General features: G+C 62.9%; 33 protein-coding genes, 1 tRNA gene and 1 pseudogene. 17 read left to right on the top strand and 18 right to left on the bottom strand.

Translation table 11 applies throughout. The features are described from left to right. The first annotated feature begins 157 nt into the window (after positions 1-157). Positions 158-412 carry a YdcH family protein gene (locus HQR01_RS04365; protein WP_173212886.1) on the top strand — a complete coding sequence of 85 codons (255 nt, stop codon included), beginning with the start codon at positions 158-160 and terminating at the stop codon, positions 410-412. Positions 413-621: 209 nt separating this feature from the next. Then, positions 622-900, top strand: a complete 279-nt coding sequence (locus HQR01_RS04360; protein WP_173212885.1) for a YjhX family toxin — start codon at positions 622-624, stop codon at positions 898-900. Between the two features lie 105 nt (positions 901-1,005). On the opposite strand, the pseudogene HQR01_RS15395 reads toward HQR01_RS04360, so the two are convergent. The 3 genes and pseudogenes from HQR01_RS15395 to HQR01_RS04345 form a co-directional block, all read right to left on the bottom strand. After that, positions 1,006-1,065: pseudogene (locus HQR01_RS15395) on the bottom strand (SEC-C metal-binding domain-containing protein); the annotation flags it as partial. 169 nt (positions 1,066-1,234) lie between these two features. Continuing rightward, complete coding sequence (locus tag HQR01_RS04350; protein WP_173212884.1) at positions 1,235-1,624, bottom strand: hypothetical protein; 390 nt, start codon at positions 1,622-1,624, stop codon at positions 1,235-1,237. A 409-nt stretch (positions 1,625-2,033) separates the two neighbouring features. After that, entirely contained in the window at positions 2,034-2,873 is an 840-nt protein-coding gene (locus HQR01_RS04345; protein WP_173212882.1) for an SDR family NAD(P)-dependent oxidoreductase, read from the bottom strand. A 136-nt stretch (positions 2,874-3,009) separates the two neighbouring features. Between HQR01_RS04345 and HQR01_RS04340 the strand changes: the two genes are divergently transcribed. The 6 genes from HQR01_RS04340 (at position 3,010) to HQR01_RS04315 (ending at position 7,480) form a co-directional block, all read left to right on the top strand. Continuing rightward, a complete protein-coding gene (locus HQR01_RS04340; protein WP_173212880.1) occupies positions 3,010-3,924 on the top strand; it encodes a sulfotransferase domain-containing protein in 915 nt (304 codons plus the stop codon). 108 nt (positions 3,925-4,032) lie between these two features. Then, positions 4,033-4,938, top strand: a complete 906-nt coding sequence (argB, locus tag HQR01_RS04335; RefSeq protein ID WP_173212878.1) for an acetylglutamate kinase — start codon at positions 4,033-4,035, stop codon at positions 4,936-4,938. Between the two features lie 68 nt (positions 4,939-5,006). After that, positions 5,007-5,288, top strand: a complete 282-nt coding sequence (locus HQR01_RS04330) for a YggT family protein (protein WP_173212876.1) — start codon at positions 5,007-5,009, stop codon at positions 5,286-5,288. 1 nt (position 5,289) lies between these two features. Then, positions 5,290-6,186 carry a bifunctional methylenetetrahydrofolate dehydrogenase/methenyltetrahydrofolate cyclohydrolase FolD gene (folD, locus tag HQR01_RS04325; RefSeq protein ID WP_173212874.1) on the top strand — a complete coding sequence of 299 codons (897 nt, stop codon included), beginning with the start codon at positions 5,290-5,292 and terminating at the stop codon, positions 6,184-6,186. After that, positions 6,183-6,860, top strand: a complete 678-nt coding sequence (locus HQR01_RS04320; protein WP_173212873.1) for a Cif family virulence factor — start codon at positions 6,183-6,185, stop codon at positions 6,858-6,860. The genes folD and HQR01_RS04320 overlap by 4 nt, the downstream gene beginning before the upstream one ends. Further along, entirely contained in the window at positions 6,857-7,480 is a 624-nt protein-coding gene (locus tag HQR01_RS04315) for a MarC family protein (RefSeq protein ID WP_173212871.1), read from the top strand. The genes HQR01_RS04320 and HQR01_RS04315 overlap by 4 nt, the downstream gene beginning before the upstream one ends. 23 nt (positions 7,481-7,503) lie before the next feature. On the opposite strand, the gene HQR01_RS04310 is transcribed toward HQR01_RS04315, so the two are convergent. Further along, on the bottom strand, positions 7,504-8,109 hold the full coding sequence (locus HQR01_RS04310) for an LON peptidase substrate-binding domain-containing protein (protein WP_173216126.1): 606 nt from the start codon (positions 8,107-8,109) through the stop codon (positions 7,504-7,506). Between the two features lie 13 nt (positions 8,110-8,122). After that, positions 8,123-9,028, bottom strand: coding sequence for a tetratricopeptide repeat protein (locus HQR01_RS04305; protein WP_173216124.1), 906 nt, complete (start codon positions 9,026-9,028; stop codon positions 8,123-8,125). A gap of 197 nt (positions 9,029-9,225) precedes the next feature. Between HQR01_RS04305 and HQR01_RS04300 the strand changes: the two genes are divergently transcribed. Next, positions 9,226-9,300 (top strand) — tRNA-Gly (locus tag HQR01_RS04300). A 66-nt stretch (positions 9,301-9,366) separates the two neighbouring features. On the opposite strand, the gene HQR01_RS04295 is transcribed toward HQR01_RS04300, so the two are convergent. The 9 genes from HQR01_RS04295 to HQR01_RS04255 all read right to left on the bottom strand — a co-directional run bounded on the left by HQR01_RS04295 (position 9,367) and on the right by HQR01_RS04255 (position 17,773). Then, positions 9,367-9,984 carry a TetR/AcrR family transcriptional regulator gene (locus tag HQR01_RS04295; protein WP_173212869.1) on the bottom strand — a complete coding sequence of 206 codons (618 nt, stop codon included), beginning with the start codon at positions 9,982-9,984 and terminating at the stop codon, positions 9,367-9,369. A gap of 71 nt (positions 9,985-10,055) precedes the next feature. After that, entirely contained in the window at positions 10,056-10,565 is a 510-nt protein-coding gene (locus HQR01_RS04290) for a winged helix-turn-helix transcriptional regulator (protein WP_173212867.1), read from the bottom strand. Then, the gene (locus tag HQR01_RS04285; protein ID WP_173212865.1) at positions 10,562-11,734 is read right to left on the bottom strand and encodes a fumarylacetoacetate hydrolase family protein; all 1,173 of its coding nucleotides are present in this window, start codon (positions 11,732-11,734) and stop codon (positions 10,562-10,564) included. The genes HQR01_RS04290 and HQR01_RS04285 overlap by 4 nt, the downstream gene beginning before the upstream one ends. Further along, positions 11,731-12,975 carry a CaiB/BaiF CoA transferase family protein gene (locus tag HQR01_RS04280; RefSeq protein WP_173212857.1) on the bottom strand — a complete coding sequence of 415 codons (1,245 nt, stop codon included), beginning with the start codon at positions 12,973-12,975 and terminating at the stop codon, positions 11,731-11,733. The genes HQR01_RS04285 and HQR01_RS04280 overlap by 4 nt, the downstream gene beginning before the upstream one ends. Continuing rightward, a complete protein-coding gene (locus HQR01_RS04275) occupies positions 12,975-13,772 on the bottom strand; it encodes an enoyl-CoA hydratase/isomerase family protein (RefSeq protein WP_173212855.1) in 798 nt (265 codons plus the stop codon). Before HQR01_RS04275 ends, HQR01_RS04280 begins: the two co-directional genes overlap by 1 nt. Then, the gene (locus HQR01_RS04270; protein WP_173212853.1) at positions 13,769-14,599 is read right to left on the bottom strand and encodes an FAD binding domain-containing protein; all 831 of its coding nucleotides are present in this window, start codon (positions 14,597-14,599) and stop codon (positions 13,769-13,771) included. The genes HQR01_RS04275 and HQR01_RS04270 overlap by 4 nt, the downstream gene beginning before the upstream one ends. Further along, positions 14,596-16,965: a xanthine dehydrogenase family protein molybdopterin-binding subunit gene (locus HQR01_RS04265; protein ID WP_173212852.1), complete on the bottom strand. Its 2,370-nt coding sequence runs from the start codon at positions 16,963-16,965 to the stop codon at positions 14,596-14,598. Before HQR01_RS04265 ends, HQR01_RS04270 begins: the two co-directional genes overlap by 4 nt. Beyond that, entirely contained in the window at positions 16,962-17,465 is a 504-nt protein-coding gene (locus HQR01_RS04260; RefSeq protein WP_234030244.1) for a (2Fe-2S)-binding protein, read from the bottom strand. The genes HQR01_RS04265 and HQR01_RS04260 overlap by 4 nt, the downstream gene beginning before the upstream one ends. Positions 17,466-17,467: 2 nt before the next feature. Next, positions 17,468-17,773 carry an SCP2 sterol-binding domain-containing protein gene (locus HQR01_RS04255; protein ID WP_173212850.1) on the bottom strand — a complete coding sequence of 102 codons (306 nt, stop codon included), beginning with the start codon at positions 17,771-17,773 and terminating at the stop codon, positions 17,468-17,470. Positions 17,774-17,886: 113 nt separating this feature from the next. On the opposite strand from HQR01_RS04255, the gene HQR01_RS04250 reads away from it, so the two are divergent. Next, a complete protein-coding gene (locus HQR01_RS04250; protein WP_173212848.1) occupies positions 17,887-18,066 on the top strand; it encodes a hypothetical protein in 180 nt (59 codons plus the stop codon). A 94-nt stretch (positions 18,067-18,160) separates the two neighbouring features. Here HQR01_RS04250 and HQR01_RS04245 read toward each other — a convergent pair whose 3' ends face one another. Beyond that, the gene (locus tag HQR01_RS04245; RefSeq protein WP_173212846.1) at positions 18,161-18,982 is read right to left on the bottom strand and encodes a PhzF family phenazine biosynthesis protein; all 822 of its coding nucleotides are present in this window, start codon (positions 18,980-18,982) and stop codon (positions 18,161-18,163) included. 62 nt (positions 18,983-19,044) lie between these two features. Further along, positions 19,045-19,398 (bottom strand): winged helix-turn-helix transcriptional regulator, encoded by a 354-nt coding sequence (locus HQR01_RS04240; RefSeq protein WP_173212844.1) that lies wholly within the window; start codon positions 19,396-19,398, stop codon positions 19,045-19,047. Between the two features lie 121 nt (positions 19,399-19,519). Here HQR01_RS04240 and HQR01_RS04235 point away from each other — a divergent pair, with 121 nt between their 5' ends. From HQR01_RS04235 to HQR01_RS04205, 7 genes are all read left to right on the top strand, one after another. Next, positions 19,520-20,137 (top strand): glutathione binding-like protein, encoded by a 618-nt coding sequence (locus HQR01_RS04235; RefSeq protein WP_173212842.1) that lies wholly within the window; start codon positions 19,520-19,522, stop codon positions 20,135-20,137. An 85-nt stretch (positions 20,138-20,222) separates the two neighbouring features. Then, positions 20,223-20,603 (top strand): nuclear transport factor 2 family protein, encoded by a 381-nt coding sequence (locus tag HQR01_RS04230; RefSeq protein WP_199800357.1) that lies wholly within the window; start codon positions 20,223-20,225, stop codon positions 20,601-20,603. Then, complete coding sequence (locus HQR01_RS04225) at positions 20,591-20,803, top strand: tautomerase family protein (protein WP_173212840.1); 213 nt, start codon at positions 20,591-20,593, stop codon at positions 20,801-20,803. The genes HQR01_RS04230 and HQR01_RS04225 overlap by 13 nt, the downstream gene beginning before the upstream one ends. A gap of 13 nt (positions 20,804-20,816) precedes the next feature. Next, positions 20,817-21,800, top strand: a complete 984-nt coding sequence (locus HQR01_RS04220; RefSeq protein ID WP_173212838.1) for an NAD(P)H-dependent flavin oxidoreductase — start codon at positions 20,817-20,819, stop codon at positions 21,798-21,800. Beyond that, positions 21,793-22,425 (top strand): glutathione S-transferase family protein, encoded by a 633-nt coding sequence (locus tag HQR01_RS04215; RefSeq protein ID WP_173212836.1) that lies wholly within the window; start codon positions 21,793-21,795, stop codon positions 22,423-22,425. The genes HQR01_RS04220 and HQR01_RS04215 overlap by 8 nt, the downstream gene beginning before the upstream one ends. A 54-nt stretch (positions 22,426-22,479) precedes the next feature. Next, positions 22,480-23,103: a DUF4304 domain-containing protein gene (locus HQR01_RS04210; protein ID WP_173212835.1), complete on the top strand. Its 624-nt coding sequence runs from the start codon at positions 22,480-22,482 to the stop codon at positions 23,101-23,103. Positions 23,104-23,130: 27 nt separating this feature from the next. Further along, complete coding sequence (locus tag HQR01_RS04205; RefSeq protein ID WP_173212834.1) at positions 23,131-23,592, top strand: GNAT family N-acetyltransferase; 462 nt, start codon at positions 23,131-23,133, stop codon at positions 23,590-23,592. A gap of 18 nt (positions 23,593-23,610) precedes the next feature. Here HQR01_RS04205 and HQR01_RS04200 read toward each other — a convergent pair whose 3' ends face one another. Both HQR01_RS04200 and HQR01_RS04195 read right to left on the bottom strand, forming a co-directional pair. Beyond that, positions 23,611-24,744, bottom strand: coding sequence for a serine hydrolase domain-containing protein (locus HQR01_RS04200; protein ID WP_173212832.1), 1,134 nt, complete (start codon positions 24,742-24,744; stop codon positions 23,611-23,613). Beyond that, positions 24,741-25,139, bottom strand: a complete 399-nt coding sequence (locus tag HQR01_RS04195; protein WP_173212830.1) for a hypothetical protein — start codon at positions 25,137-25,139, stop codon at positions 24,741-24,743. The genes HQR01_RS04200 and HQR01_RS04195 overlap by 4 nt, the downstream gene beginning before the upstream one ends. Positions 25,140-25,243: the final 104 nt, after the last annotated feature.

The raw sequence follows: 25,243 nt of genomic DNA, 5'->3' as shown, positions 1-25,243 counted from the left end.
TTCTTGAGCACCCATTCTCGTCGAGGTCCTCGGCATAGGCGTCGCGCAGAGCGGGCAAGCGGGCTTGCTAGCAGCCTCCGCCGCAATTGATCCAGCGCAACGACGGGATGCGCAGGTGTGCTAATCGGATTCCCGGATACCGCAGAAAGGACCCCACATGTCGCAGCACACCCCCAATGAACTGACCAAGATCTTCGCTCGCGACCGTGAGGTGTTGACCCGTCTCAAGACGCAGGACCCGCATTTCGCGCAGCTTGCGGACGAATATCACGAGGTCAACCGCGAGGTGCACCGGATCGAGGCCGAGACCGAGGCGGCCAGCGACGAACGGACCGAGACGCTCAAGAAACAGCGCCTTGCCCTGCTCGACGAGATCACCGCGCTCGTCACCCAGGCCCGCGCGGCGGTGTGATGCGCGCGCGCGATTGACCGCGCGGCCGCCACTCCGCTAATCTCCGCCGCCAGGAGAATTATGTCAGAGCTTGCCTTCCGCTGATCGCCATGCCCGGCCCGACCTTGGGCCGGTGAACGCATGGCTATCGCCGGCGGTCCAACGGGCCGCCGTTCCCGCGCGCAGCCGTGCCAGGCCCGCGCGCGCACGGTATAGCGGAATGCAATCCCATGAGTATTTCCAAGGCGGAGCAGCGCACGCTGCACGCGCTCGCGCAGGGCGGGCACATCCTTGTCAGGCGTGATGGCGAGGCGAGCGGCAACAAGGCGCGGCCACCGATCAGCACGGTCGAATGCTACAATCGCGATGGCCATATGCTGGTCGATTGCCGGTTGGCGACCTTCGCCCGGCTTAAGAAGCGCGGCTTCATCGCCAGCCGCGGCGGTAGCCCCTACCGGGTCACCCGCGCCGGTCTGCTCGCCGTGCGAGCCCAGCTCGACAATCGCTAGGTATCGGGGAGCGAGGGGGCATGCATCCCCTCGCTCCCGCACTGTCATCGCCAGTAGTCGCGCCGTTCGACCCCTTCGAACCGCCCGTCTATGAGACAGCAGCGCTTGAAACCTCTTCCCCGAGCCGCAGGGGCAGGGATCGTTCCGTCCGAGTTTCTCGAGCAGTTCGATCTCTCCACCCTTCAGGGTCCTGAGGCCGCGTTTGACGCGGGTTTCGCTTGGGAAGCCTTTACGCCGCTTGCTGGTCCGCTCGAAAGCTCGGCATGGTGTCGTAGTCGATATGCATGGATGCCTCCTTCAATTGCCCGGAACGCGGCGCGCCCCGGAGTTGTCGTCAATGGAGCAGATAGCGCTCCGGCATGGCGACCACCTGCCAGCGGTCGCGATAGAGCAACTGGCCCGGATCGCGGGTCCAGCTGCGCGTGACGGGAATGCCGCAGTCCTCGATCAGGCTCACGAGCGCCTGCATATGGGCAAGCATCTCTCGTGCGTCGTCACGGAACCAGCAGACCCCGTCCTTCCACCACCGGCCCTTGGCGCGAACGGAAAACCGTTTGGGCACGGGCAGGCGGTCGTTGAACCAGTCAAGCTCGCGCCGCAGTGCGATCAGGACCGGGTCGTTATCGGGGTCGCCATCCCAATAGAGATTGCTGGCCAACAGGAACGGCCCCGGCGCGACGTGCGCGCGCGTGACCGTGCCGGGCACGGTAAAACGCAGGTACATGGAAAATTCCCTCGCGGGAGGAACGGGCTGGGCCGTTCCTCGCGGATGCGAGACGGCTCAGGCGGTGGCGCGCGTCTCCGCGCATTCGAGCGCGGGCGGAGGTATCAGCAATGCAAACATCGGCTGCCTCCCTTGATCTTGCAGCGCCCCTCGCAGCCCATCCGCGAGCGGGATAGCGCCGTTAGTCCGAAATTGCAGGAAGGGCAAGAGGTTAGCCGTCAGGGACAGTTTCCTAATCGCTCCCGACATGCTCCAACCGCGCCCCATGTCAGCGCCCGTTTCCCGCCTGCCCGCAAAAGCGCGCAGGCGCTTTGTGGGCAGGGGCGATTGTTTCTGCAGGACCGTGTTCCATGTGTTCCATCCTGGCGGGTTGTCGCCGGGGGAACCCTATTTTCGTCCTACACGCCCCTCAACGCTGGGGTACGCGGTCGCGGATGCGGTCGAAGGCGGCAGTGATGTTCGCGAAGCGCTCGGCGATGATCGGCTCGAACTCGGTATCGGTGACGATGTAGGGCCAGTCGCCCTCGATCCCCTCGCGCACCAGTTCGCCGACGTAACGCGGGTCGATGCCGTGCTCGATCGCCTCGCGCGCGGCGGCGACGATCTCGTTGGCGCCTTCGTTCATCTCCTCGATGTCGCCGAAGCGCGGCGGAAGGTTGCGGCGCGAATCCATTATCTGCGTGCGAATAAAGCCAGGGCACAGTACCGAAACGCCGATGCCACGTTCCGCCAGTGTCGGGCGCAGCCCTTCGCTCAAGGCGACGACGCCGTATTTGGTGACGTTGTAAGAAGGGTTCACAGCCGCGACCAGCCCCGCGATGCTGGCGGTCGAGACGATCTGCCCGCCTTCGCCATGCTTCTCGATCAGCGGGCCGAAGATCTCGATCCCCCAGACCACACTCATCAGATTGACCCCGATGGTCCAGTCCCAGCTGGCGTCGGTCCATTCGCCATAGTCGCCGCCCCCGCCGACCCCGGCGTTGTTGACGAGGATGTGGACCTTGCCGAAGCGCGCGATGGTTTCGTCCGCCGCCTTGCGCAGCTCGTCCTTCAGGCTGACGTCGGCGCGTACGCCCGCGACATCGGCATTGGTTGCGGAGAGCCCCGCGACCGCCGTGTCGAGCGCGGCTTGTTCGATGTCGCACAACATGACCTTGACCCCGGCTGCGGCGAGCGCTTGCGCGATCCCCAGGCCGATCCCCGATCCCGCGCCGGTAACGAAGGCAACTTTCCCTTCAAGCTGCTGCATGATTCCCTCTCCTTGGCTCCTGTCCCTTGCCGTGAGCATGCACTCCCCGCCAGCACCGGGCAATGGGGCTTGGCCTCATGGTTGCCTCGGTGCATAGCCGTGCCGGGTCGCGCGGAATCGAAGGGAAGGGTGTCGAATGGCCGCAGGGCTTGGCCGGCGCGCACGCAGCGTCGAGGAAATGGTCATCAATTTCGGTGCCTTGGCGGGATTCCCGACCGAGAACTTCCGGCCGATCGAGCCGCGCCCGACCGATGTCTTCATCACCACCTGGGCCAAGAGCGGGACGACCTACATCCAGCAGATGTTCCACCAGCTGCGCATGGCGGCAGCGACCGGCACGGGCGACATGGCCTTCGACGACATCAGCCGGATGACCCCGTGGGAAGACAGCGCGGTGATCACCGACAGCGACATGAACCAGCCGCAGAAGGCCGAGCCGCGCGGGTTCAAGTCGCATCGCGAATACGAGCGCCTGCCGGCCGGGTGCCGCTATGTCGTAACGCTGCGCGATCCGCGCGAGACCTATGTTTCGTTCTTCCGCTTCATGGAAGGCTGGATGTTCGAACCGGGCAGCATCGGGATCGAGGAATTTTTCCCGCTATGGATGGCGGGCGGCCCCGGCGGCTGCGACTATTACACCCATCTGCTCAGCTGGTACGCACGGCGACACGAACCCGATACGTTGCTGGCCACCTATCGTTGGGCGGTGTCGAACCGGGCGGCGATGATCCGACGCCTGTCGGCATTCTGCGACATCCCGCTCGACAACAGCTCGCTGGCACTGGTGATGGACATGACCAGCCGCGAATACATGTACCGGCACAAGGACAAGTTCGACGACGCGATGATGGCGGGGGCGCTCGAGGCGAAGGTCGGTATCCCGGCAGACAGCGATTCGACCAAGGTGCAGGCGAAGGGAAGCGACGCGAAGCTGGTCCCGCCGGCGGTCGGCGCGCAGATCGATGCGGTGTGGGCCGAACGCGTTGCGCCGGTGACCGGGCACAAGGATTTCGCCAGCCTCGCCGAAGAGATCGATGCGCTGGGTGGGTAGCCACGTGCCGGCCGCTGGAAGCTAACCATCACGCCATTCCCCGTGGACGCGCGCCAGCCGCACGGCTAAGCGCTCGACCCAGACCGGCAGCGGAGACTACAGCGAGTTATGGTCCAGGAGCGCACTATCGGCCCCGACATCCACGCGAAGGCGGAAACGCTGATCGAGGCGCTGCCCTATTTCCAGCGCTATGCCGGCAAGAGTTTCGTGGTGAAATACGGCGGCAATGCCATGGGCGACGATCGCGCCGCGCGCGAGTTCGCCGAGGACGTGGTGCTGCTCAAGGCGGTCGGGATCAACCCGGTGGTGGTCCATGGCGGCGGGCCGCAGATCGGTGCGATGCTGGAGAAGCTAGGGGTCGAAACCACCTTCGTCGATGGGCTGCGGGTCACCGACAAGCAGACTGCGGATGTGGCCGAAATGGTCCTCTCGGGTGCGATCAACAAGGCGATCGTCGGCTCGATCGCCCGCGCGGGAGGCAAGGCGATCGGTATTTCGGGCAAGGATGGCGGCCTCGTCACCGCGACCAAGCTGTCGCGCACCCATAAGGACCCCGACAGCAATATCGAGAAAGTGCTCGATCTCGGTTTTGTCGGCGAACCGTCCAAGGTCGACACCACCGTGCTTGAGACCGCGACCGCCGCCGGGATGATCCCGGTGGTCGCGCCGATCGGGGTGGGCGAGGATGGGCACACCTACAACATCAACGCCGATACCATGGCGGGCGCACTTGCGGCTGCGCTTGGCGCCGCGCGCCTGCTGCTGCTGACCGATGTCTCCGGCGTGCTCGACAAGCAGGGCAATTTGCTGACCGATCTTACGCCCACCGATATCGCCCGCCTGCGCGAAGACGGCACGATCACCGGAGGCATGATCCCCAAGCTCGAAACCTGCGTGAAGGCGGTCGAGGCAGGGTGCGAGGCAGCGGTGGTGCTCGATGGGCGCGTGCCGCACGCCATGCTGCTCGAATTCTTCACCGCGCGTGGCGCGGGTACGCTGGTCAGCACCGGATAGGGCTGGCGAAGGGCGTATTGCTCTTGTAGGGCACTGGGTGAGGTTAAACCAACGGGAACGCAGACTTCATGAATACCATCATCGATATCCTGATCATGCTGTCGCAGACGCTCAACATGATCGTCATCGTCTGGATCATCATCGGCCTGCTGTTTGCCTTCAACATCGTCGATCCCCGCCAGCCGTTCCTCTACAGCGTTTACGACGCGATCAACCGGCTGCTGGCCCCGCTGCTCAATCCGATCCGGCGGATCATGCCCGATACGGGTGCGGTCGATTTCTCGCCCATGGTGCTGTTGCTTGGCATCTGGATCTTCATCCGTATCCTCGTGGGCCTGGGGCCCTATTGAGATGACGGCTGAGGTTATCGACGGGAAGGCCTTCGCCGCCAAACTGCGTGCACGCGTTGGCGAGCATGCGGCGAAGTTTGCGGCATCGACTGGGCGCAAGGCGGGGCTTGCCGTGGTGCTGGTGGGCGAAGATCCCGCCAGCCAGGTCTATGTCCGCAGCAAGGGCAAGGCGACCGTCGCGGCGGGCATGGAAAGTTTCGAGTATCGCCTGCCGGCAGACACGCCGCAGGATGAACTCGTCGCGCTGGTGCGCAAGCTCAATGCCGATCGCACGGTAGACGGCATCCTCGTCCAGCTGCCCTTGCCCAAGCATCTCGACGAAAAGGCCGTGATTGCGGAGATCGATCCCGACAAAGATGTCGACGGCATCACTCCGGCAAATGCCGGACGGCTGGTGCTGGGAATGGATGCGCTGGTGTCCTGCACCCCGCTCGGCTGCACCATGATCCTGAAAGACATGCTGGGCGATTTGAGCGGGATGGACGCGGTCGTTATTGGTCGCTCGATCCTGTTCGGCAAGCCGATGGCGCAGCTGCTGCTGGCGGAAAATTGCACCGTCACCATGGCGCATAGCCGCACGCGCAACCTGCCCGACGTGGTGCGGCGCGCGGATATCGTGGTCGCGGCGGTCGGCGTACCGTTCCTGATCAAGGGAGACTGGCTCAAGCCCGGTGCGGTTGTGCTCGATGGCGGGATCAACCGTCTCGATCCCGAGCCGGGGGAAGAGAAGGGCCGCATCGTTGGCGATGTCGCCTATGACGAGGCATTGGGCCATGTCCGCGCGATCACCCCGGTACCGGGCGGCGTTGGCGCAACCACGATTGCCGTGCTGCTGCGCAACACCATCGTCGCGGCCTATCGCAACGAAGGGCTCGAGCCGTCCGAGGGCGCGCTGTGAGGTTCGCGGCGGTCCTGCTGGCTCTTGCCCTGGCAGGCTGCGCGAGTGGGTCCAGCCGCTACGATCGCTATGCCCGGCTGCTGACGCCCACCGCGACGCCAAGCAAGGTTGTCGCCACCGAACTCGCCTTTGCCCGCATGGCGCAGGAAAAGGGCCAATGGACCGCGTTCCGCGACTATGCGACCGGCGACGCGGTGATGTTCGTGCCCGAGCCGGTGAATGCGCAAGAGTGGCTCAAGAAGCAGTCTGACCCGGCCGAAGCGGTGAAGTGGCAACCGCACGAAGTCTGGTCGAGCTGCGACGGCAGTCTGGCGGTGACGCGCGGCGCCTGGCAGCGTTCCAACGGCACGTCCGGCTATTTCACCACCGTTTGGCAGCGTCAGAAGAATGGCGAATACAAATGGGTGATGGATCAGGGCGATATGGTGGCGGAGCCGCTGGTAGAACCCGATTTTATCCGCACAAAGATAGCCAGTTGTGACGGCAAGCAATTCCCAGCAGTTATTGTTAGTCCTCCGGGTGCCTCCATCCATAAGGGAGGCTCCGACGATGGCACCTTGGATTGGTACGTCACAGTTGAGCCCGACCGATCCCGTCGCGTCGTTGCAAGGATGTGGGACGGTTCTGCTTGGCAGTTCGTCCTACGAGAAAGCATCGACGCCAACCCGTCATGACCCAGCTCTTCATCTCCGCCTTCATCACCCTCTTCGTGGTGATCGACCCACCGGGCTGCGCGCCGATCTATGCCGGGCTGACCAAGGGCGCGACGCAGGCCCAGCGCCGCAATATGGCGATCCGCGCGACCGCGATCGCTGCGGCGATCCTGGTCGTCTTCGCGCTGTTCGGCGAAGATCTGCTGGGGGCCCTGCATATCGAACTCGACAGCTTCCGCATTGCGGGCGGACTGATGCTATTCTGGATCGCCTTCGAAATGGTCTTCGAGAAGCGCACCCAGCGCCGCGAAGAGCGTGCAGAAAAAGTCGCCGCAACGCCCGAGGTGGAGGATGTTTCGGTCTTCCCCATGGCCATGCCGATGCTCGCCGGGCCCGGCGCTATCGCCTCGGTCATGCTATTGACCAGCACGGCCAAGGGCCTTGAGGGCACGCTGGTGGTGCTCGCCGCGCTCGCAGCGGTACTGCTGCTGACCATGGTCGCGCTGATCGCCGCGGGCCCGCTGATGAAACTGTTCGGCGACCGGGTCGAAGCGGTCATCACCCGCCTGCTCGGCGTACTCCTCGCCGCGCTGGCCGCACAATATGTGATCGACGGGCTGAAGAACTCGTTCGGGCTATAGGATTTCGCGCCCGCCTCCGCGTTTTACTGAAGCGTCACGATCTCGTCGCCGTCGTCGCGCAGGGCGAAGAACTGCATCAGCTGGATCATCAATTCGCAGCGTGCCGATAGGTCGGGTGCTTCGAGCAGGGCCTGTTTCGATGCGGTATCGAACGGGGCGATCTGAGCCACGCCATTGATCAGCGTTTCGTCGTCGAGCCTCTCGACCGAATCCCAATCGACCGAATAGCCCTGGATTTGGGCGAAGCGACGCGCTTCGAACTCGAAATTGCCGCGTTCTGCGCTTGAGAGGACCTCGTCTTCGGGATCGTCGATCAGCTCGGCCTCGACCTGGCGGAAGGGGGTGGTCACGTCCAGTTCGCGGATCACGCGAAAGCGCGCCTCGCCATCGAGCACGATGTTGTAGCGCCCGTCTTCCATCGCTTCGACATCGCCGATCCGCCCGACGCAGCCGATCTCGTAGAGCGGGGCGCCCTCACGCGACTGCTGCGGCTGGATCATCCCGATCAGCCGGTTCTTGGCCAGCGCGCTGCCGACGAGCTCGCGATAGCGCGGCTCAAAGACGTGTAGTGGCAGCTGCAATCCCGGGAACAGGATCGCACCGGGCAGGGGAAAGATCGAGAGGCGGATGCTCACGCGCGCCTTATCCAAACAGCAGCTTGGACAGGCGGCGCCTGGTGGCGACGACCCATGGGTCTTCCAGCCCGACCGCTTCGAAGATCTGCAGCAGCTTGGCCTTGGCGGCACCGTCGTTCCATTCGCGGTCGGCCTCGATCATGGCGAGCAGCTCGTCCGCTGCCGCATCGCGCTGACCCGCGGCGAAGGCTGCCTCGGCATAGCCGAACCGCGCATCCATCGTGCCCCCGGCGGCTTTCTCGCGCAGGGCGGTTAATTCGCTGTCATCGACCTTGTTCGCGGCCAGCTCGAGCGTGCTCTTTGCCTGCGCCAGCGCCGGATCGCCTGACATGGCGGGATTGGCTTCGGCCGCCGCGAGCGCAGCCTGCGCCTGATCAGCATGGCCGGCCTGTGCCAATGCACGGATCAGGCCCGCGTGCGCCGCGGCATGATCGGGTGCCATCTCGACCACCTGCGCGAAGATGCCCGCAGCGCGTTCGGCATCGCCTTCACTCAGCACCTGTTCGCCCATGGCGACGAACTGGCTGACATCCTGCTCCGGGGTGGCACCATCTTCGAGCTGGATCGGCAACTGGCTGATGAGCTGGTCGAGCACCTGCTTGAGCTGCGTTTCGCTGCGTGCATTGGTCAGGTTGGCGACCGGCTGGCCCTGGAACATGGCATAGACGGTGGGGATCGACTGGACCTGGAACTGCGCGGCGATGAACTGTTCCTTGTCGACATCGACCTTGCGCAGTTCGACGCCCTTGTCGGCATAGTCGGCAGCGACTTTCTCCAGCACGGGGGCGAGCGCCTTGCAGGGTCCGCACCACTCGGCAAAAAAATCGAGGATTACGAGCTTGGTCATCGACGGTTCGACGATCTCCTTGCGGAACCGGTCGACGGCCTTTTGCTCGTCGATGCTCAAACCCATAGTGGCCACTGCAATTCACCTTTCATCGCGGATATTTCGTGGGCCCCATGTGGGCCTTTTGTCGCGAATGTGAAGGAGGTACGTGCCCATCGCAAGGCCGGTAGATAAGATGCATTTTTTTGGCTTGCGGGACTCAAGGTGCGCTGCTAGTTGCGCGCCTCCCCGACGGATCAAGCCGATCCGTGGAGCGTCAGTGAGCGGGCGTAGCTCAGGGGTAGAGCACAACCTTGCCAAGGTTGGGGTCGAGAGTTCGAATCTCTTCGCCCGCTCCATTTCCAGCAAAGATGACCATTCGCGCACCGTGCGGTACACCGGCATGCGCCCGATCTTTGCGAGGCTTAGAATTGCAAGGCGGTCAGCAGCAAATCGACGATCGCCTTCTCGCGTTCCTTCCCTGAAACCGTATCGGCAATCGGCTCGAAGTTTCCATTGATTCGCATGGAGACATATCCATGAGCCAGGGACCAGAATGCGATAGCCACGGTATGCGCGTCGCATTGCGGATTTCCGCCAATCTCTCCGATACATGCAATCAGCCTGTCGTAGATCCGGTTCATTGCCCGCTCCAGGGCATCGTCGGAATTGTCGATCAGGTCGCGTCGCCAGAGGAACTCGTAGCGAAAGGGATGCGCCAGCCCATAGCGCACCAGTGCTAGCGCGAACGCTCCTACCTGCGCCGCTGGTTCGGTTTCCGTACGATCGAGTTGTTCCCCTATCTGCGTCTCCAGGTCCCCGAACAGTCGGACGGCAACAGCAGTCAGCAGCGCGGTCCGATCGCGGAAGTGATTGACCGGGGCGGCGTGCGACACACCGCTACGCCGGGCAACCTCGCGGATGGTGACAGCCTCTGCGCCCGATTGGTCCAGCACTGCCATCGCGGCTTCGAGCAGAGCCTCGCGAAGATTTCCGTGGTGGAAGGTGTCGCGCTTGCGCTTGGCTGGGGCACGGCTGGTCATCGCTGACCGGATAGCGGTTTCGCAGTGGACGGTCGAGCCGGAGGAAAGCCCTCCCAACTATCGGGGTCGGGTCATGCTTCTCGAGGGTTGTGGCTGCGGCCCTGGGTAAGGCGCCAGTGAACCTTCGCGTCTGCGGCGGGGCCGGCTTCCATATGTATGTCTGACGGGCGCACCGCTGTTCCCTCGTTTTCGTCGATCAGTTTTAGCATAACATCCGAACCGCTTTTGTCGGATACGAAGCGCATGGGCGGTGCACCCGCGCCCGAGGCATCGTGGCGGTCACCCCATTTGGCGATGCTCAACAGGATCGGCCAGAAATCGCGGCCCTTGGGTGTCAGGATGAACTCCTCGCGCAGAGGGGCCTTCTGATAGGGCCTCTTCTCGACAATTCCGTGCTCGACCATCCGCTTGAGCCGATCGGATAGCGTTGTTGGGGGAATGTCGAGCGACTCGCGGAACTCTTCGAAACGCGACAGGCCAATGAACAGGTCGCGCAGGATCAGCATGGTCCAGCGGTCGCCCACCCACTCGAGGGCTCCGGCAATCGAGCATGTCATGCCCTTGAATGATTTGACCTTCATCGCGATGGCTCCCTGTGTGTTTGCGATGCTGCGATTGAACCATGCAGCGTGTCGAATGCAATGGACTGCCCGTCCTTTTGCATATGTGCGGTCACGGACAGCTTGTCGCCGTCAGCCAGATAGTGGCGTTGCTCATCGCCAACCATCAGGGGCGCAGTTCCTTCGGCAAAGCGTTCCAGCAGGCATCCGGTTTCGTCGCGTCCTGGGCCGGAAATCGTGCCGGTGGCGAACAGGTCGCCGCTGCGCACCGGTGCCCCGCTTTGCGTGAGGTGGGCCATCATCTCGGCGGGGGTCCAACCCATATCTTTGAGATTGGCGGAACCGGCGACGGCAGACTGCCCCTTGCGGGACTTGAGCATTGCTTCGAACCGAATGTCGTAGATGTTGCCTTTGGCGGGGCGGCGCCCTTTGGGACGAAGGTCGTCAGCAGGCTCACTGCATCGGGCCAGCACTTCGAGCGGGACGATCCAGTGGCCGACCTGCGTGGCAAAGGCCTTGGAGTGAAACGGGCCGAGCGGCTTTGCCTCATTGCCCTGGAGGTCGCGCGCGCTCCAGTCGATGACCAGCACCGCGCCAAAGACCGCATCGTCGAAATCATTTACAGTAAGTTGCTCGCCAGGCTCCGTCGAATGACGCATGACGAAGCCAAGCTCCATCTCGTAATCGAGCATGCGGCTTGCTTGAAGGGCCCAACCGGTCCTGCCGTTCATCCAGCCTGAAGGCCGGTTGATCTTGGCGTTACTGCCTACAATGCCGGCGGTGCGACCATGATAGGCCAGCGGCATCCAATCCCAGGCCTCGGGCAGCAGGTCCGCGTTGCCGGTCAGTCGCGCGCAGCGTGCGGCATGGTGCCGGCTGGCGTAGAAATCGACGAAGTCCCCCGGAGCGAGCCCAAGTTGAATTGGCGCTTTCTCGATGGGCTGTCCAATGGACCAAAGGCGGTCCGGGTTGCGAACCCGCAATTGGTAAAGGGCCTCATAGATTTCCCGGTGCCGTTGCGGGCCCAGTGCCAGGAACGCGTTGAGGTGTGTCTCGCCCAACAGCGTGTGTTCGCTTTTTGTGACGGGCAATTCGCCGACCCGGGCGAGGTCGAGAAGCCCGATAGCGAAACCGTCTATCCGCGCGACAAGGCCGCTCGGCATGATTCCCAGCGCAAGATTCGGGATCATTGCCTTGCCGCTTTGGATCCAGCCGCCTCGGGCACTCGCGGGGCGAGCAGACCGCGGGCCTTGCGGGCGCTGGCAATCTGGATTTCGGAGAAGCCCAGTTCACGACAGATCGCGTCATTGTGCTCGCCCTGGAATGCGGGTGCGCCGGGCGCATCGAGCGCGCTTTCGGAGAAGCGCCATGGCCGACCCGGGAGCGTATATTCGCCGCCGGCGCGATCAGGCACCTTATGCGTCGCGCCCCAGTAGTCCGCCCACTCCGATTCGGCGAGCTGCTGCATCGTGCGCACTTCGCCCATGGCGATCTTGGCTTCGTCGAATTGTGCGTCGAGCGCGCGCTTGTTCGGGAAGCCGTCGATCCATCGCTGGATGATCGCATGCAACTCGGGCAGGTTCTTGCGCCGGTCCGCCGCTGTCGCAAAGCGGGGGTCCTTGGCCAGGTCGGCGCGGCGCATCGCCGACAGGAAGAAGCGGAATGTCAGGCTGCCGATGATGCTCGAAGCCACAATGATCCGTTCACCGTCGGGCCCGGTAAAGAAGGGGCAGTCGGTGGCGCCGAGAACCGGAGGTTCGTCGCCGATATCGAGGCCTGAAAGCGCGATATGGGCCTTCTCATTCACCGCTAGCAGCGTCGCGGCCATGGCCACGTCGATATACTGGCCCTTGCCAGTCTGGTTGCGCGCATTGAGCGCGGCGAGGATCGCGATCACCCCCTGCAACCCGGCATAGACGTCGGCATGGCTAAGGCTGTCCGTGGCGGGCGCGGTGAGCTTGTCGCCGTAATGCACTTCGCTGGTGGCAGTGAATCCGGCCTCAGCCTGGACGGTGGGCGCATAGGCCATTCGGCTACGCCATGGGCCACCCTGCCCATATCCGGTGATCGAGCAGTAGATCACAGCCGGATTGCGCGCTGCAACGCTGGCATAATCGAGTCCGAAACTGGCCAGCGCACCAGCCCGGAAATTCTCGACCACGATATCTGCGCCATCGCACAGGCGCAGCGCGATTTCGCGTGCAGCCGGGACGTTGAGGTCGAGGCAGACATTGCGTTTGCCTGCATTCTGCTGGGCAAAATAGCCCGACATCGCGCCCGTGGTCGGCGCGGCGTAGCGGGTGACGTCACCCATCGGTGGCTCCACCTTGGTCACGTCCGCCCCGAGATCGAGGAGCGTACGCGAGCACAATGGCCCAGCGAGGACGCGGCTGAAGTCGACGACCTTGAGTCCGGAAAGCGGCCCGGCCATCAGCGCCCCGCAAACCGGGCCTGTCCGGGCCCGCGCTTCATAAAGGAATCGAGCCCGGTCTTGAGGTCATCCGACTTCCAGATCGGCTTCTGCAACTCGGCCATGGCCGCATCGGCTGCCGCAATGCCCTCATTCGCGGCCAGACGGGCAAGTGCCTTGGTTGATCCGGTGGAAACGGTCGGCCCATTGGCGAACTCCTCGGCAATAGCCAGCGCGGCACCTTCCAGCTTGTCGTCATCGACGACGGCATTGATCAACCCCCATGCAGCCAGCGTCTCGGGATCGTAGCGCCGCCCAAGCATCGACATTTCCTTGGCACGCACCAGGCCGATCCGTTCGACCTGCCGCTGGACGCCGCCCATGATCGGTGCGAGGCCGAGCGTCACCTCAACCGACCCGATGCGGGATGAACGCGCGGCGATGATGTAGTCGGTGGTGAGGGCTATCTCGAGCCCGCCGCCCAAGCATACGCCGTGGATCGCGGTAACAATCGGGATGGGCGTGGATTCGACCGCTTCGAGGAATTCGGTCACGCTGGGGCCTTTGGGCCTCTCGCCTGTATCGCCCGTCGGCTGCATGAACATTGCGAGGTCCGCCCCGGCAGAGAAATTGCGTAGTGCGCTCTTGAGCAGGACGGCGCGTGCGCCGCGCTCGACGGCACCCGAAAGTCCGTCCATGATCCCCTGCAGCAGCGAATACTCGACCAGATTGTGCGGCGGACGGTCGAGGGTCAGGATTGTCAGCGGCCCTTTGCCCTCAACTTTGACGGGTGCGCCTTGGTCGGCGGATTGACTCATGCTGGTGCCTCTGTGTTTTGGGATTGGAAGACGTCGCGGAGCAGCAGACCAAGCCGTCTCTTCCGCCAGTCGGCAGGTGCGTAGCGATCACCGACGAATGACAATTGATCGAGCGCGTTGGCGATGGCGGCATCCAGCTCGGCTTGCTCGAAACTGGCCATGTCGCGCTGCTCGAGTATTGGCAGCCGCTGCGGGCGGGCCAGTGCACCCGATACTGCTACCTGCAGGCCTATTTCGGCCCGGACATGCGCGACGCTGGCAATCGACCAGCCGATCGCGGCGTGTTTGACCTTCTCATATCCCTGCGGCCTGTCGCGCATTGATGCAGGGATGATTGCTTCCAGAACAAGATGCGGCCCAGGCTTAGGATCGGCCAGGTAGCCGCCCAGCCGCATCATCCGCTCGCCATCCTGGGTCAGCAGCCTGATCTCGGTATCGAGCGCGAGGGCTCCTGCTGCCCAGTCACCGCCTGGCTCGGCCGCACATAGCGCGCCCACGAAAGTGCCACGCGCACGGATCATCGGATCGCCGGACTTTGCCCCGATTTCGGCCAGTAGGGCCCAGCCATTCCGATTGCAGAACTCTGCCAGGGCCGCCTGCTTCACGGCGGCGCCGATCACTAGATTGCCTTGGTCGTCGATCTCGAGCCGGTCGAGCCCGACATGCGCGATGTCGACGAGCATGGCGGCACGCGCCTTGCGCTGCTTGAGCGCGGTGAGGAGCGTGTGCCCACCGGCAAGGATCATCGAGCCTAAATGCGCGGAGAGAAGGTCGAGCGCTTCCTGCGGGCTCTTCGGCGCTGCATAGCTGAAGGTCGCAGGGATCATTGTGCCGACTCCTGTTCGGCAGCATCGATCGCGGCAAGGATCCGTGCAGGGGTCAGCGGCATGTCGATCTCGTGCACGCCAAGGTGCCACAGGGCATCGATTGCGGCATTGACGATTGCCGGCGGAGCGCCAATCGCCCCGGCCTCGCCCAGTCCCTTTGCGCCTAGCGGATTGGTCCAGCTTTCGGTGACTGTGTGCGAAGTCTCGAAGCGCGGCAGCATGTCGAAGCGGGGGATCGGCGTATCAAGGATTATGCCGCCGTCCGCTTCGGGTGTACCGTCTTCCCACAGTGCTTGGCCAATGCCTTGTGCCAGGCCGCCATGCACCTGGCCGCGGGCCAGCAGGGGATTGATGACCGTGCCGCAGTCGTCGACCGCCACGTAACGTTCCAGGGCGATTTCGCCCGTCTCACGATCGATCCGGACCTGCGCGATATGCGCCCCGTAGGGGGCGGACATGGAGGTAGGATGGTAGAACTCGGTTTCTTCCAGGCCTACCCCGAGATCGGCAGGAACGTTGTGGCCGGTCCATGCGGCGTGGCAGACTTCGGAAAAGGCGATGACCCCGCCATCGGGTGCACGGAACACGTCGCCTTCACGTTGCAGGGCATCAACTTCGACCTGCAGGAGATGGGCGGCCAAGCGCCGGATGCGATCGGCCACCCTGCCGGCCGCGACCTTCACCGCACTTCCCCCAACCGGGATCGAGCGCGAATTGAAGGTGCCGACGCCTTGCGGCACGCTGTCGGTATCGCCTTGGATGACCTCGATCCGGTCGGGCGAGATGCCAAGTTCGTCGGCGGCAATCTGTGCGAATACGGTCTTGTGGCCCTGGCCATGGCTATGCGAGCCGGAGAAGACCATCGCGCCGCCGTCCGAAGTCATGCGCACGCGCGCGCTCTCATAGCCGCCGCGATCGAAGCCGACGAGCTTCTGGACCTGCCCGGGCCCGACGCCGCAGCTCTCGGTATAATTGGCGATGCCGATGCCTGTCAGTTCGCCGTCAGTGCGGGCCTTGGCCTGTGCCTGGCGGAATTCGTCGTAGTCCGCGCGGCGCAGCGCATCTTCGAGCGTGTGGTGATAGCGGCCGCTGTCGATCATCGCTCCTGTCGGCTGGCGGCGCGGGATCTGGTTTTCGGTCAGGAAGTTGCGACGTCGGACTTCCGCGGGGTCGAGGCCGAGCTCATGCGCGACGCGATCGATCGTCCGTTCGATGACATAGCTGGCTTCTGGGCGGCCGGCTCCGCGATAGGCGTCGACCGGGGGGGTATGGGTATAGAGGCACTTGATATCGACCTCGACCGACGGAATCTCGTAAACGCCCATGACGAACAAGCCGACGTTCACCGTGGGAATGCCCGATCCCATGCTCGACATGTAGGCACCGATGTTGGCGAGGCTTTCGATCCTAAGTGCCAGCAGTTTGCCTTCGTGGTCATAGGCCACGTCGACTTGCATCTCGTGATCGCGGCCATGGGTGGTGTTGCACACGTTCTCGGATCGGCTTTCGGTCCATTTGACCGGCCGTCCGAGCTTCATCGAGGCGAGCGCACAGACCGCCTCTTCCTGATAGACGTGCATCTTGGGCCCGAACCCGCCACCGACATCGGGTGAGATGACGCGCAGGCGATTTTCCGGGAAACCGATCGTCTCGGCTACCATTCGCCGCGCCATATGCGGCAGTTGTTGCGCGATGTTGAGCGTCATGCGCCCTGTCACCGTGTCGTAGTCCGCGTTGACCGCTCGCCCCTCGATCGAGAAGGGAACTAGGCGCTGGTTGCGCAGTCGGAATCGGGTTCGAAACGGCGCCGCATCCGCGGCCTTCGCAAACCCGCCATTCCCGGGGGAGAAGGTCGCCGCGACATTGCTGTCCATGTCGTCATGCACGCGTGGCGCATCGCTCACGATTGCGTCGCGCTGGTCCAGCACATGGGGCAGGGGTGTGAAGTCGACCCGGACGAGCTCCGCGGCGTCGCGTGCCGCAGCGAGGCTTTCGGCAATTACCACCGCGACGGGCTCGCCGACGTAGCGCACGCGGCCCTGGGCAAGGATCGGGCGGCCGCGCGGGATTGAGCGTGGCAGGATCCAGTTGGGCTTCACGTGCGGAAGCTGATCGAAGTCCTTGGCACTCAGGCAAAGGTGAACGCCTGGCACGGCCAGCGCTTCTGCGAAATCCACCTCTGTAAAACTGGCGTGGGGGTGCGGGCTGCGGACGAAGGCGGCGTGGAGCTGGCCGGGCAGAACTATGTCATCAACGAACCGCCCGGCTCCCTTTAGCAGCCGATCGTCTTCCCGGCGCTCAATGGCCCGACCGACCCAGCCTGCGGGTTCCGATAGCTCGCCGGAGTATGAGCTTGTGGCGGTCATGCGGGCTCTGCCTCACGCAGGTTCTCGGCGGCGAGCAGCACGGCGTCGAGGATATGCTGGTATCCCGTGCAACGGCACAGATTCCCGCGCAGCGCCTGGCGCACCTCATCCTCGTTCGGATTGGGGTTCTTCGCCAGGAGGCCGCTGGCGCTCGCCAGCATTCCCGGCGTGCAATAGCCGCATTGAAGGCCATGCGCCGCCTTGAATGCCGCCTGCAGGGCGGACCCGATCCGGTGTGGTCCAAGGCCCGCTGCGGTCGTCACTTCAGACCCATTCACCTGGACCGCCAGCATCATGCAGCTCTTGACCGGAGTTCCGTCGAGCAGAACCGTGCAGGCGCCGCAGCGCCCACTCTCGCAACCGACATGCGGGGCGGTTGCGCCGAACTTCTCGCGCAGCGCCAGGACCAGCAGATCGCGTGGTTCGACCGAGGCGGTTCGCTCCACCCCATCGATGGTCAGGGTGACCGCAGTGTTTGGCACGGGCGCCGATCCGGCCACGATCAGGCCGCCCTGGCCTTCTCGAAGAGCCCCTGCATCGCCAATGCGACGGCCATGTCGCCGTTGATGCTGAGGTCCCCCTTGGCGAAGGCGATCGTCGGGTCGATCGTGCCGAAGTAGAGTTGGTCGTAGATTTCGTGACTGGTGCGCATGATGCAGGCGGCCGGATCCTGGCGGTCGCTGACTTCGCCTTCCGCAATATGGATCGAACCGGCGCCGTCGACATCCATCCGGGCCGAGGCGGGCAGGGACCCGCCGTTGGCGAGCGCGTGACGAAATCCTTCGATGTAGACTGTGAGCGGGTGCAACGGATCCTCCTTGAGCATGCTGCTTTTGCTGGGCTTGCGCCATACATACAATAATTGTAGTTATGGAGCAAGAGTCAGAGTGGAAATCAATCCGACGGCCTGAGAGGATCGAAATGAACATTACCCGTCAGTGGTTTGCGGAGCAGATGCGCCGGATCGCCGTGCTGTCTGCCGACCCTTCGACGACCAGCGTCGAACAGATCGAGTCGCGCCTGCATGTGCTGGAAGCGTCGGTCTCCGCGATTCTCCGGAAGCTGGAGGAAAGTGAGGGCAGCGGGAGTTCTCCTGCCTAAGGGCGCCCCAAGAGGCGTCTGGATTTAGGGCAGCCGTTTTGGCGCCGCCAAATGCAAGGGCGGGTGCTGCCAATCTATCGATCAGCCTGGCTGTTCAGCCGTGGATTTCGCCTTTGCCGACTTGCACCGCAGCCCCGCCGATTCGGGCGCGACAATCACGGACACTCAACAGAATGAGGCTCTTGCGGCCCATATCTTCGCCCTGAGTGATCCGGTAGTCGCCATCAGGCAGGATCGCCGCCATGGCCGCAGCCGCGCCGCCCGTCGCGGGGTCCTCGGCGATCCCCATGGCGGGGGCGAACATACGGGCGTCCAGATCGCCCTGTTCCGCGCCACAGCAATAGACATAGATGTGGGACGCTTCGCTGCCCGACCAGTCGCGCTTCCACGCGCCCATTGCGATACTGCAGTTGGCAAGCGCCACGCGCGAAGCCAGCTCAATGCAGGCAAAGGGCACACCCGCCGCTGCGATCTCGACCTGTTTGATGTCCTCGGCTGCGAGGCCCAGTAGTTCGGCTGCTGCATCATTGGTCATCTGCAGATCGATGAGGCTGGAGGGCAATGGGGCCCGGAATGTGGCTGTTCTACCATCAATCGCCACCTCAACGGTTCCGGCAGGAAGATTGAGCCTTGCGATATCCTGCACCAGACCGGCATCGCGCAGGGCTAAAGCCGTTCCAACGGTCGGGTGGCCCGCAAAGGGCAACTCGGTCTGCGGAGTGAAGATCCGCATCTCGAACTCGCCTGACTTCGGCCTCCCTGTGATGAAGACCGTTTCCGACAGGTTCAGCTCGTTGGCGATCCCCTGCATGGTTGGATCGTCGATACCTGGGGCATCGAGAAATACGGCCAGCGGGTTCCCGGCGAAACGCGTTTCGGTGAAGACATCGTAGATCTTGAATTCGAGGTCCGGCATTCGGAGTGGCCTTCAGAGGTTTGGTCGGCAGGCGCGCATGGCTGGTGCCCGTACCGGTCTGGTTAGGCTTTGTAGCCCTGAAGCTTGAGGGCGTGACCCACGTCAACGATCCCTTCGATCGCTGGCATCAGGCGCGCGCCAAGCGGCGTCAGCGCATACTCCACCGATGGCGGGGAGGTGGGCATGATAGTCCTGGTCAATACGCCGCGGGATTCGAGGTCGCGCAATCGCGTACTCAGTACCTTGGGCGAGATAGGCGGGATATCGACCCTCAGCTCGCTGAACCGTCGCGGCCCGGCCCGCAGTGACCAGATGATGTTGGGCGTCCAAGCGCCGCCAATGATCTTCATGCATTCGGTTAACGGGCAGCTCTCGGGCGGCTCGGGGCTTTGGTTCTGTCGGATTTTGAGGGCCATGGGTGACGCTCCACGTTACCAAATGGAAACCCGATTCTTCCGGTTACCATACGATACTAGGTTTACAGTCGTGACCACCCTTCATACCTCCGGTCGACCTGAAATCAAATGGAGTATGAAAGTGAAGCTGTACTACCTCCCGGGTGCATGTTCGTTTGCGGTTCACGTAACCCTCAATGAAGTCGGAGCAGAATTCGCGGCCGAGAAAATCGATAACGCCACCAAGACCACCGAAAGCGGTGCCGACTTCCGCAAGATCAACCCGCTCGGTTATGTCCCGGCCCTGGAACTGGATGATGGCGAAGTTCTGATCGAAGCGCCGGCCATTCTGCAGCATCTGGCTGACGGAAACCCTGACGCAGGGCTGGCTCCGGCAAACGGAACGATCGAACGGACCCGTCTACAGCAGTACCTGAACTTCACGGCATCGGAGTTCCACAAGGCATTCGTGCCCTTCTTCTCGGGCGTGGAGCTCACCGAGAGCGACCGTGCGGCCGCGGAAGCCAAGGTTGCGGTCCGTCTCGACTATATTGAATCGCTGCTTGCCGATGGTCGTCCGTACCTGCTCGGCGACACATTCACCGTCGCCGATACCTACACCTATACCGTTGCAACCTGGACCGGTCCGACGGGTATCGGGCTGGCCAAGTGGCCCAATCTCCAGGCCTATGTGGAGCGGATCTCCACGCGTCCTTCCGTGCGCAAGGCCATGATCGCCGAAGGCCTCGTAGAAGGCTAACGTGATCGGTCGCCTCGATCGTACCCTGCGAACTTCTCCAAAGCGGACAATGGATATGGTACCAACACCCGGGTCGCAATCTGCGGTGCTCGATGCCCTGCAGACCTACTTCGACGCGCTCTATGAGTGCGATGTTGAAGCCCTTCGGAGGGTGTTTCATCCGCGTGCCATATACGTTTGTCCGACTGGAGAGGATCTGGTCTATTGGACGATGGACGAGTATTTCCCCGTCGTTGAAGCACGTACACCCCCCGCTGCACGCGGGGAAATTCGCAGAGATGCGGTCGAGGCGATTTCCTTTGCCGGGCCCAAGACGGCTTTTGCCCGGGTCCGCTGTTCGATCGGTGAAAAGTACTTCACCGATTTCCTCACACTCATTCTCGATCAGGGTCGCTGGAGGATTATCTCAAAGGTATTCCATTTCGACCTGTTGCCAGAAGAGGATAAGGCGCCATGCCATACGTGAACATCAAGATTACACCCGACGGCGCAACGCCCGAGAAGAAGGCCGAGCTGATCGCCGGCGTCACTCAGCTGCTGGTTGATACCCTCGGCAAGAATCCAGCCACGACCCATGTGGTCATCGATGTCGTCGAGATGGAAGATTGGGGTCTTGGCGGGCTCCCGGTGGAGGAATTCCGCCGACGGCAGGCTGCGAGCCAGTAGGCCGGGCTGAGTGATGGCGATTTCGAGCCGTCTGACCGAGGCCCTTGGGCTGAGTGTCCCGATCATTCTCGCCCCGATGGCGGGCGTATCGGGCGGGGCCCTCGCCTCGGCGGTCTCTGTTGCAGGAGGCTTCGGATTCCTTGCGGCAGGTTATCTGGCGACAGATGACGTCCTGCGCGAGCTTGACCTGGCCGGTGAGACTCCAGTCGGTGTCGGCTTCATTACCTGGCGCGCCCTGCAGGATCGTTCGACCTTCGACCGGGTGATCAAGCGCAGGCCGGCCGCGATCTTTCTGTCGTTTGGGGACGCGACCGATCTGGCACCGGCGGTGACGCAGGTCGGAGCCAAGCTCTTCATGCAAGTGCAAACGGTGGAAGGTGCACGCGCAGCCGCGGGGCAAGGCGCAGATGTAATCGTCGTACAAGGAACCGAAGCCGGCGGGCACGGCGCGCAACGTTCGCTGGGCCCTCTGCTCGACGATATCGTCGAAGCGGATCTGGGCCCCATCATCGTTGCTGCAGGCGGCATCGGCACCGGTCGCGCGCTGGCCTCAGTCCTGGTCCGCGGCGCTGAGGGGGGCCTCTGCGGGACGGCCTTCTATGCGGCCACGGAATCTCTGGCCCATCCCAACGCCAAGCAACGCGCGACCGGAATGGATGGGGCTTCGACCGAGCGCACCGATCTGTTCGATGCGGCACGGGGCTTGGACTGGCCTGCCCCCTGGACCTTGCGGGCCGGGCGCAACCACTTCAGCGCCACCTGGCGTAACGCCGCCAAATTCCGGCAGGCTGGTCCGCACGAAAGGGCCGTGTTCGCAGAGGCGCTAGGTGCGGGGAACTTCGATGTTGCCCCGCTAATCGTCGGAGAGGGGGTTGGGAACGTCCGCCAAGTCGAACCCGCCGCCGAAATCATGAAACGAATGCAAACAGGAGCGGAAGCGGCGCTACGAGACGTTTCAAAGCTGCTTCGCCCGGGCAAGGACTTGCAAGATGATTGAACTATATACGTGGAACACTTCCAACGGGCGCAAGATCTCGATTGCGCTGGAAGAGATGGAACTTCCCTACAAGGTCCACCCGATCAATATCTATGAGGGGGAGCAGTTCTCGGATGCGTTCACCAAGGTAACGCCCAACAACAAGATCCCGGCGATCCGGGACTCGGAGACCGGGCTGACCATTTTTGAATCGGGTGCGATCCTGTTCTACCTGGCCGAGAAGTCGGGCAGATTCCTTGCAACGGATCCGGCCACCCGCTGGGCGACCATCCAGTGGCTGATGTGGCAAATGGGCGGCTTCGGCCCGATCCTCGGCCAGACGGCGCATTTCATGCACTACAATGCGGGCGCGTCCGACTATTCGGCCGAGCGCTTTTCGAAAGAGGCGCAGCGGCTCTACTCCGTGCTCGACGGCCAACTTTCCGATCGAGAATATATCGTTGGCGAGTACTCGATTGCCGACATGGCGGTATGGCCCTGGACATCGCGGTTCGAACACCAGAAGATCGATCTCGACGCCTATCCCAACGTGCGCGAGTGGTATTTGCGGATCGCAGAAAGGCCGGCCGTCTTGAAGGGATACGCCGTTCCCGGCACCGCCGAGCGTCCGGCAATACCTCGGTAAGGATTCGCAATTACCGGACAGCAGAATTTCTCAAAGTCCTGATTACTCGGAACTATGGTCAGCAAGGAAACGAAGGCAAGAGCGCGTGAATTCTATTGCTCGCTCGGTGCGACGCTACGGGAGCACGGCTTCCGGGGAACCGGCGGGCATTGGTATCGGCGCCATCCATTCGCCACGATCTGCATCGGCGTTGAGGTTTCTGCGAGATACGGTCTGGATGAACCTATTACTTTTGGTATCGGCCTCGCGATCGACCAGCTCTATGATCGCTGGGAAAGGCCCAGCCGGGGCAAGGTGCCGAAGCTGGACCATTGTCACTATAGCCGCAGCATCGGCTGGTTGAATAGCTACTTCAATCCCGATCCATTCATGAGGCTGGATCACGCGGATCGCCAAGTGGTCGACCAGTACCTGTCGCTAAAGATTCGATCCTATACGACCGACGAGCAGTTCGCGGAACGATTGAACAAGGCGGAGGTCTTGCTCGTCGAGATCGGTCTTCCGCTGTTCCAATCCTGGCTCGAACCCTCGGTGCTGTTGGCCCATCTCGATGGAATGAAGCCCGAGAGCGATTGGGATGCGCGATCCATGCTCGAGCTGGCCGAGGCAGTTCGTGCGCTTCCGGTCGATCCTGCAGGGATGGAATTCGGAGAATCGACCATTCGAACGGGTAGGTGATTGGGCTGAAACAAGGAGCGACAAAAAGTGATCAGTATTGCCCGGTATCCCGATGACAACGCTGCAGTTCTGGAGATCTGGCGGGAATATATTGGCCGAACCCAGACCAATCTCGATTTTCAGAACAATGATGCAGAATTCGCGCGTTTCCCTGCCGGATATGAATTGCCGGACGGTTGCGTCCTTCTCGCCCGCGTGGGTGGCGCAGTATCCGGCTGCATCGCCATGCGGCGCCATGACGAAACAATCTGCGAGATGAAGCGGCTCTATGTGCGGTCCAGCGCGCGTGGCCTTGGATTGGGGGGCAAGCTGGTCTCGGCCCTTATCGGTCAGGCGCACGAGGCTGGGTATCGCGAGATGCGTTTGGACGTGCTCGAAGAGTTCGAACATGCGCGCGCCCTCTACGAGCGATTTGGCTTTGAGCCGGCGGAACCGATCACCAACAATCCCGTGCCGCGCACCAGCTTCATGGGCTTGCAGCTGGCCTAACAACAGGCGTCGCGCGATCTAATCGTGCATCAGTACCCTCTCGATGTCCTGCCTCAGCTTCCAGCGATCGAGCTCCTCGCCGTTGGCCAATATAACGATCGCCGAACGGGTGTCTGGATAGAGCGAGAGCAGCGCACGAAAGCCTGTGTCGGTGCCCCCGTGTTGCAGGACTGTGCGGCCGTCAGCTTTGACGACTTGCCATACGGGGGACTGGAAAATGCCGGCCCAGCTTGTCGAAGTACGCGGCTCAATGGCGTTGCGAAAGCCGGCTGCGCTGAGGAGCCGCTCATCCCTGTCGAGACAGGCTTTCGCGAAAAGCGCGAGGTCGCGAACCGAGGCTTGCAAGCCCGAGGAGGGGGCAAATGCTATGTCAAATGGATGCTCTTGTGCTGGCCGATTGGAAGTACCCAGATGGGGCCAGGCAAAGTCAAAGTCGCCTAAAGGTCTGGCGAAAGCACTGTCGCTCATTCCCAGTGGAGTGAAGACTCGTTCCCGAGCGAGTGCGTCGAGCGGCCGGCCGGATATCGTCTCGAGCATCAGGCCAAGGATGTTGTAGTCCGTGTCCGAATAGCGGAATTCACCGGTTCTGCCGACGCGCTTCGTCTTCTTGAGGATCGCGCGAAAATAGGCGGAACGCTCGCCTTCGGTGCGCCGCGCCTTGGCATGCGACCAGTCCCGCATGCCGCCCGTGTGGGTCAGGAGGGCGCCGACGGTCACGCTTGGGCTGCCCGAGCCCAGGACATCCGCAATGGTTTGCGCCTCTTTCAGTTCACCACGCTCGACCGCCTGGAGCACCATTGTCGCGATCACCGGTTTCGACAGCGAGGCCACGTGAAAGGTGGTGCGACAAGTTACCTTGGCCGGGGTGGGGGCGTCCTTACGCCCGACCCCATAACCCTTGAGATAGAGAATGCGTCCTTCGCGGACGATGCCCAACGCCAATCCCGGCGTAGCGCTTTCGCGCATCGCATCGGTTGCAAGCTTGTCGATGTCAGCCTGAAGATGGGTATCAACGGGGCAGCTAGGTTCTTCGGCTGCGACGCTGTCGAATGCGACCACCAATGCCACAAGGACCGCGACGAGCGGTCCGCACCAGCGCAGCCAGCCCTGCAGCACAATGCGCTGGGGTGGGTCTTCGGGCGTGTCGGTCACGCAGCCTGCCTTGGATGTCGAACCAAGGACATGGCGATTCCCACGGTCACCAGAGCAACCACTGCGAGCGCCGGATTGACGCCGAACACCAGCAGTTCCGAACCATCGCTGTGAACCATGCTCCCGCCGTAGGTTTCCGCGCTGAAGTATGCGGCCAGGAAGCCGATGTTGATGAAGAAGGCGATGAGGCCGCCTGTAGACGCCTGGCTTGTTCGCCAGACCAACCAAAGCGCTAGCAGGGAAAGCAGTGCATTGCTGGTGAGCTGCCACACTTCATGCAGCCGGGCGTGGGCAGGCCAGTCGGGGTTGGAGACGTGCGTTGGCCCGATCTCGAGTGCCGGAATAAGCGCGAGGTATATGAGCGCGCTGAGCGCCACGGAGATTCTTAGCAGCATGTCGCCATCCTTTATATTGACGATGTCAATTTATCTGTGAATGCAACCCTGTCAACTGCAATGAGGCCTGTGGGGGTCAGTTCTCGGGGGGCGAGGCGCGGCTG

This window comes from Erythrobacter mangrovi (assembly GCF_013260645.1).
GTDB classification, from domain to species: Bacteria; Pseudomonadota; Alphaproteobacteria; order Sphingomonadales; family Sphingomonadaceae; genus Qipengyuania; species Qipengyuania mangrovi.
This window is presented reverse-complemented; position numbering and strand designations above follow the sequence as displayed.

Excerpts from the sequence above, each read along its gene's own strand:
- HQR01_RS04365 (WP_173212886.1), top strand. The coding sequence starts at position 158 with ATGTCGCAGCACACCCCCAATGAACTGACCAAGATCTTCGCTCGCGAC.
- HQR01_RS04360 (WP_173212885.1), top strand. The coding sequence starts at position 622 with ATGAGTATTTCCAAGGCGGAGCAGCGCACGCTGCACGCGCTCGCGCAG.
- HQR01_RS04350 (WP_173212884.1), bottom strand. The coding sequence starts at position 1,624 with ATGTACCTGCGTTTTACCGTGCCCGGCACGGTCACGCGCGCGCACGTC.
- HQR01_RS04345 (WP_173212882.1), bottom strand. The coding sequence starts at position 2,873 with ATGCAGCAGCTTGAAGGGAAAGTTGCCTTCGTTACCGGCGCGGGATCG.
- HQR01_RS04340 (WP_173212880.1), top strand. The coding sequence starts at position 3,010 with ATGGCCGCAGGGCTTGGCCGGCGCGCACGCAGCGTCGAGGAAATGGTC.
- argB (WP_173212878.1), top strand. The coding sequence starts at position 4,033 with ATGGTCCAGGAGCGCACTATCGGCCCCGACATCCACGCGAAGGCGGAA.
- HQR01_RS04330 (WP_173212876.1), top strand. The coding sequence starts at position 5,007 with ATGAATACCATCATCGATATCCTGATCATGCTGTCGCAGACGCTCAAC.
- folD (WP_173212874.1), top strand. The coding sequence starts at position 5,290 with ATGACGGCTGAGGTTATCGACGGGAAGGCCTTCGCCGCCAAACTGCGT.
- HQR01_RS04315 (WP_173212871.1), top strand. The coding sequence starts at position 6,857 with ATGACCCAGCTCTTCATCTCCGCCTTCATCACCCTCTTCGTGGTGATC.
- HQR01_RS04305 (WP_173216124.1), bottom strand. The coding sequence starts at position 9,028 with ATGGGTTTGAGCATCGACGAGCAAAAGGCCGTCGACCGGTTCCGCAAG.
- HQR01_RS04295 (WP_173212869.1), bottom strand. The coding sequence starts at position 9,984 with ATGACCAGCCGTGCCCCAGCCAAGCGCAAGCGCGACACCTTCCACCAC.
- HQR01_RS04290 (WP_173212867.1), bottom strand. The coding sequence starts at position 10,565 with ATGAAGGTCAAATCATTCAAGGGCATGACATGCTCGATTGCCGGAGCC.
- HQR01_RS04285 (WP_173212865.1), bottom strand. The coding sequence starts at position 11,734 with ATGATCCCGAATCTTGCGCTGGGAATCATGCCGAGCGGCCTTGTCGCG.
- HQR01_RS04280 (WP_173212857.1), bottom strand. The coding sequence starts at position 12,975 with ATGGCCGGGCCGCTTTCCGGACTCAAGGTCGTCGACTTCAGCCGCGTC.
- HQR01_RS04275 (WP_173212855.1), bottom strand. The coding sequence starts at position 13,772 with ATGAGTCAATCCGCCGACCAAGGCGCACCCGTCAAAGTTGAGGGCAAA.
- HQR01_RS04270 (WP_173212853.1), bottom strand. The coding sequence starts at position 14,599 with ATGATCCCTGCGACCTTCAGCTATGCAGCGCCGAAGAGCCCGCAGGAA.
- HQR01_RS04265 (WP_173212852.1), bottom strand. The coding sequence starts at position 16,965 with ATGACCGCCACAAGCTCATACTCCGGCGAGCTATCGGAACCCGCAGGC.
- HQR01_RS04250 (WP_173212848.1), top strand. The coding sequence starts at position 17,887 with ATGAACATTACCCGTCAGTGGTTTGCGGAGCAGATGCGCCGGATCGCC.
- HQR01_RS04245 (WP_173212846.1), bottom strand. The coding sequence starts at position 18,982 with ATGCCGGACCTCGAATTCAAGATCTACGATGTCTTCACCGAAACGCGT.
- HQR01_RS04240 (WP_173212844.1), bottom strand. The coding sequence starts at position 19,398 with ATGGCCCTCAAAATCCGACAGAACCAAAGCCCCGAGCCGCCCGAGAGC.
- HQR01_RS04225 (WP_173212840.1), top strand. The coding sequence starts at position 20,591 with ATGCCATACGTGAACATCAAGATTACACCCGACGGCGCAACGCCCGAG.
- HQR01_RS04220 (WP_173212838.1), top strand. The coding sequence starts at position 20,817 with ATGGCGATTTCGAGCCGTCTGACCGAGGCCCTTGGGCTGAGTGTCCCG.
- HQR01_RS04215 (WP_173212836.1), top strand. The coding sequence starts at position 21,793 with ATGATTGAACTATATACGTGGAACACTTCCAACGGGCGCAAGATCTCG.
- HQR01_RS04210 (WP_173212835.1), top strand. The coding sequence starts at position 22,480 with ATGGTCAGCAAGGAAACGAAGGCAAGAGCGCGTGAATTCTATTGCTCG.
- HQR01_RS04195 (WP_173212830.1), bottom strand. The coding sequence starts at position 25,139 with ATGCTGCTAAGAATCTCCGTGGCGCTCAGCGCGCTCATATACCTCGCG.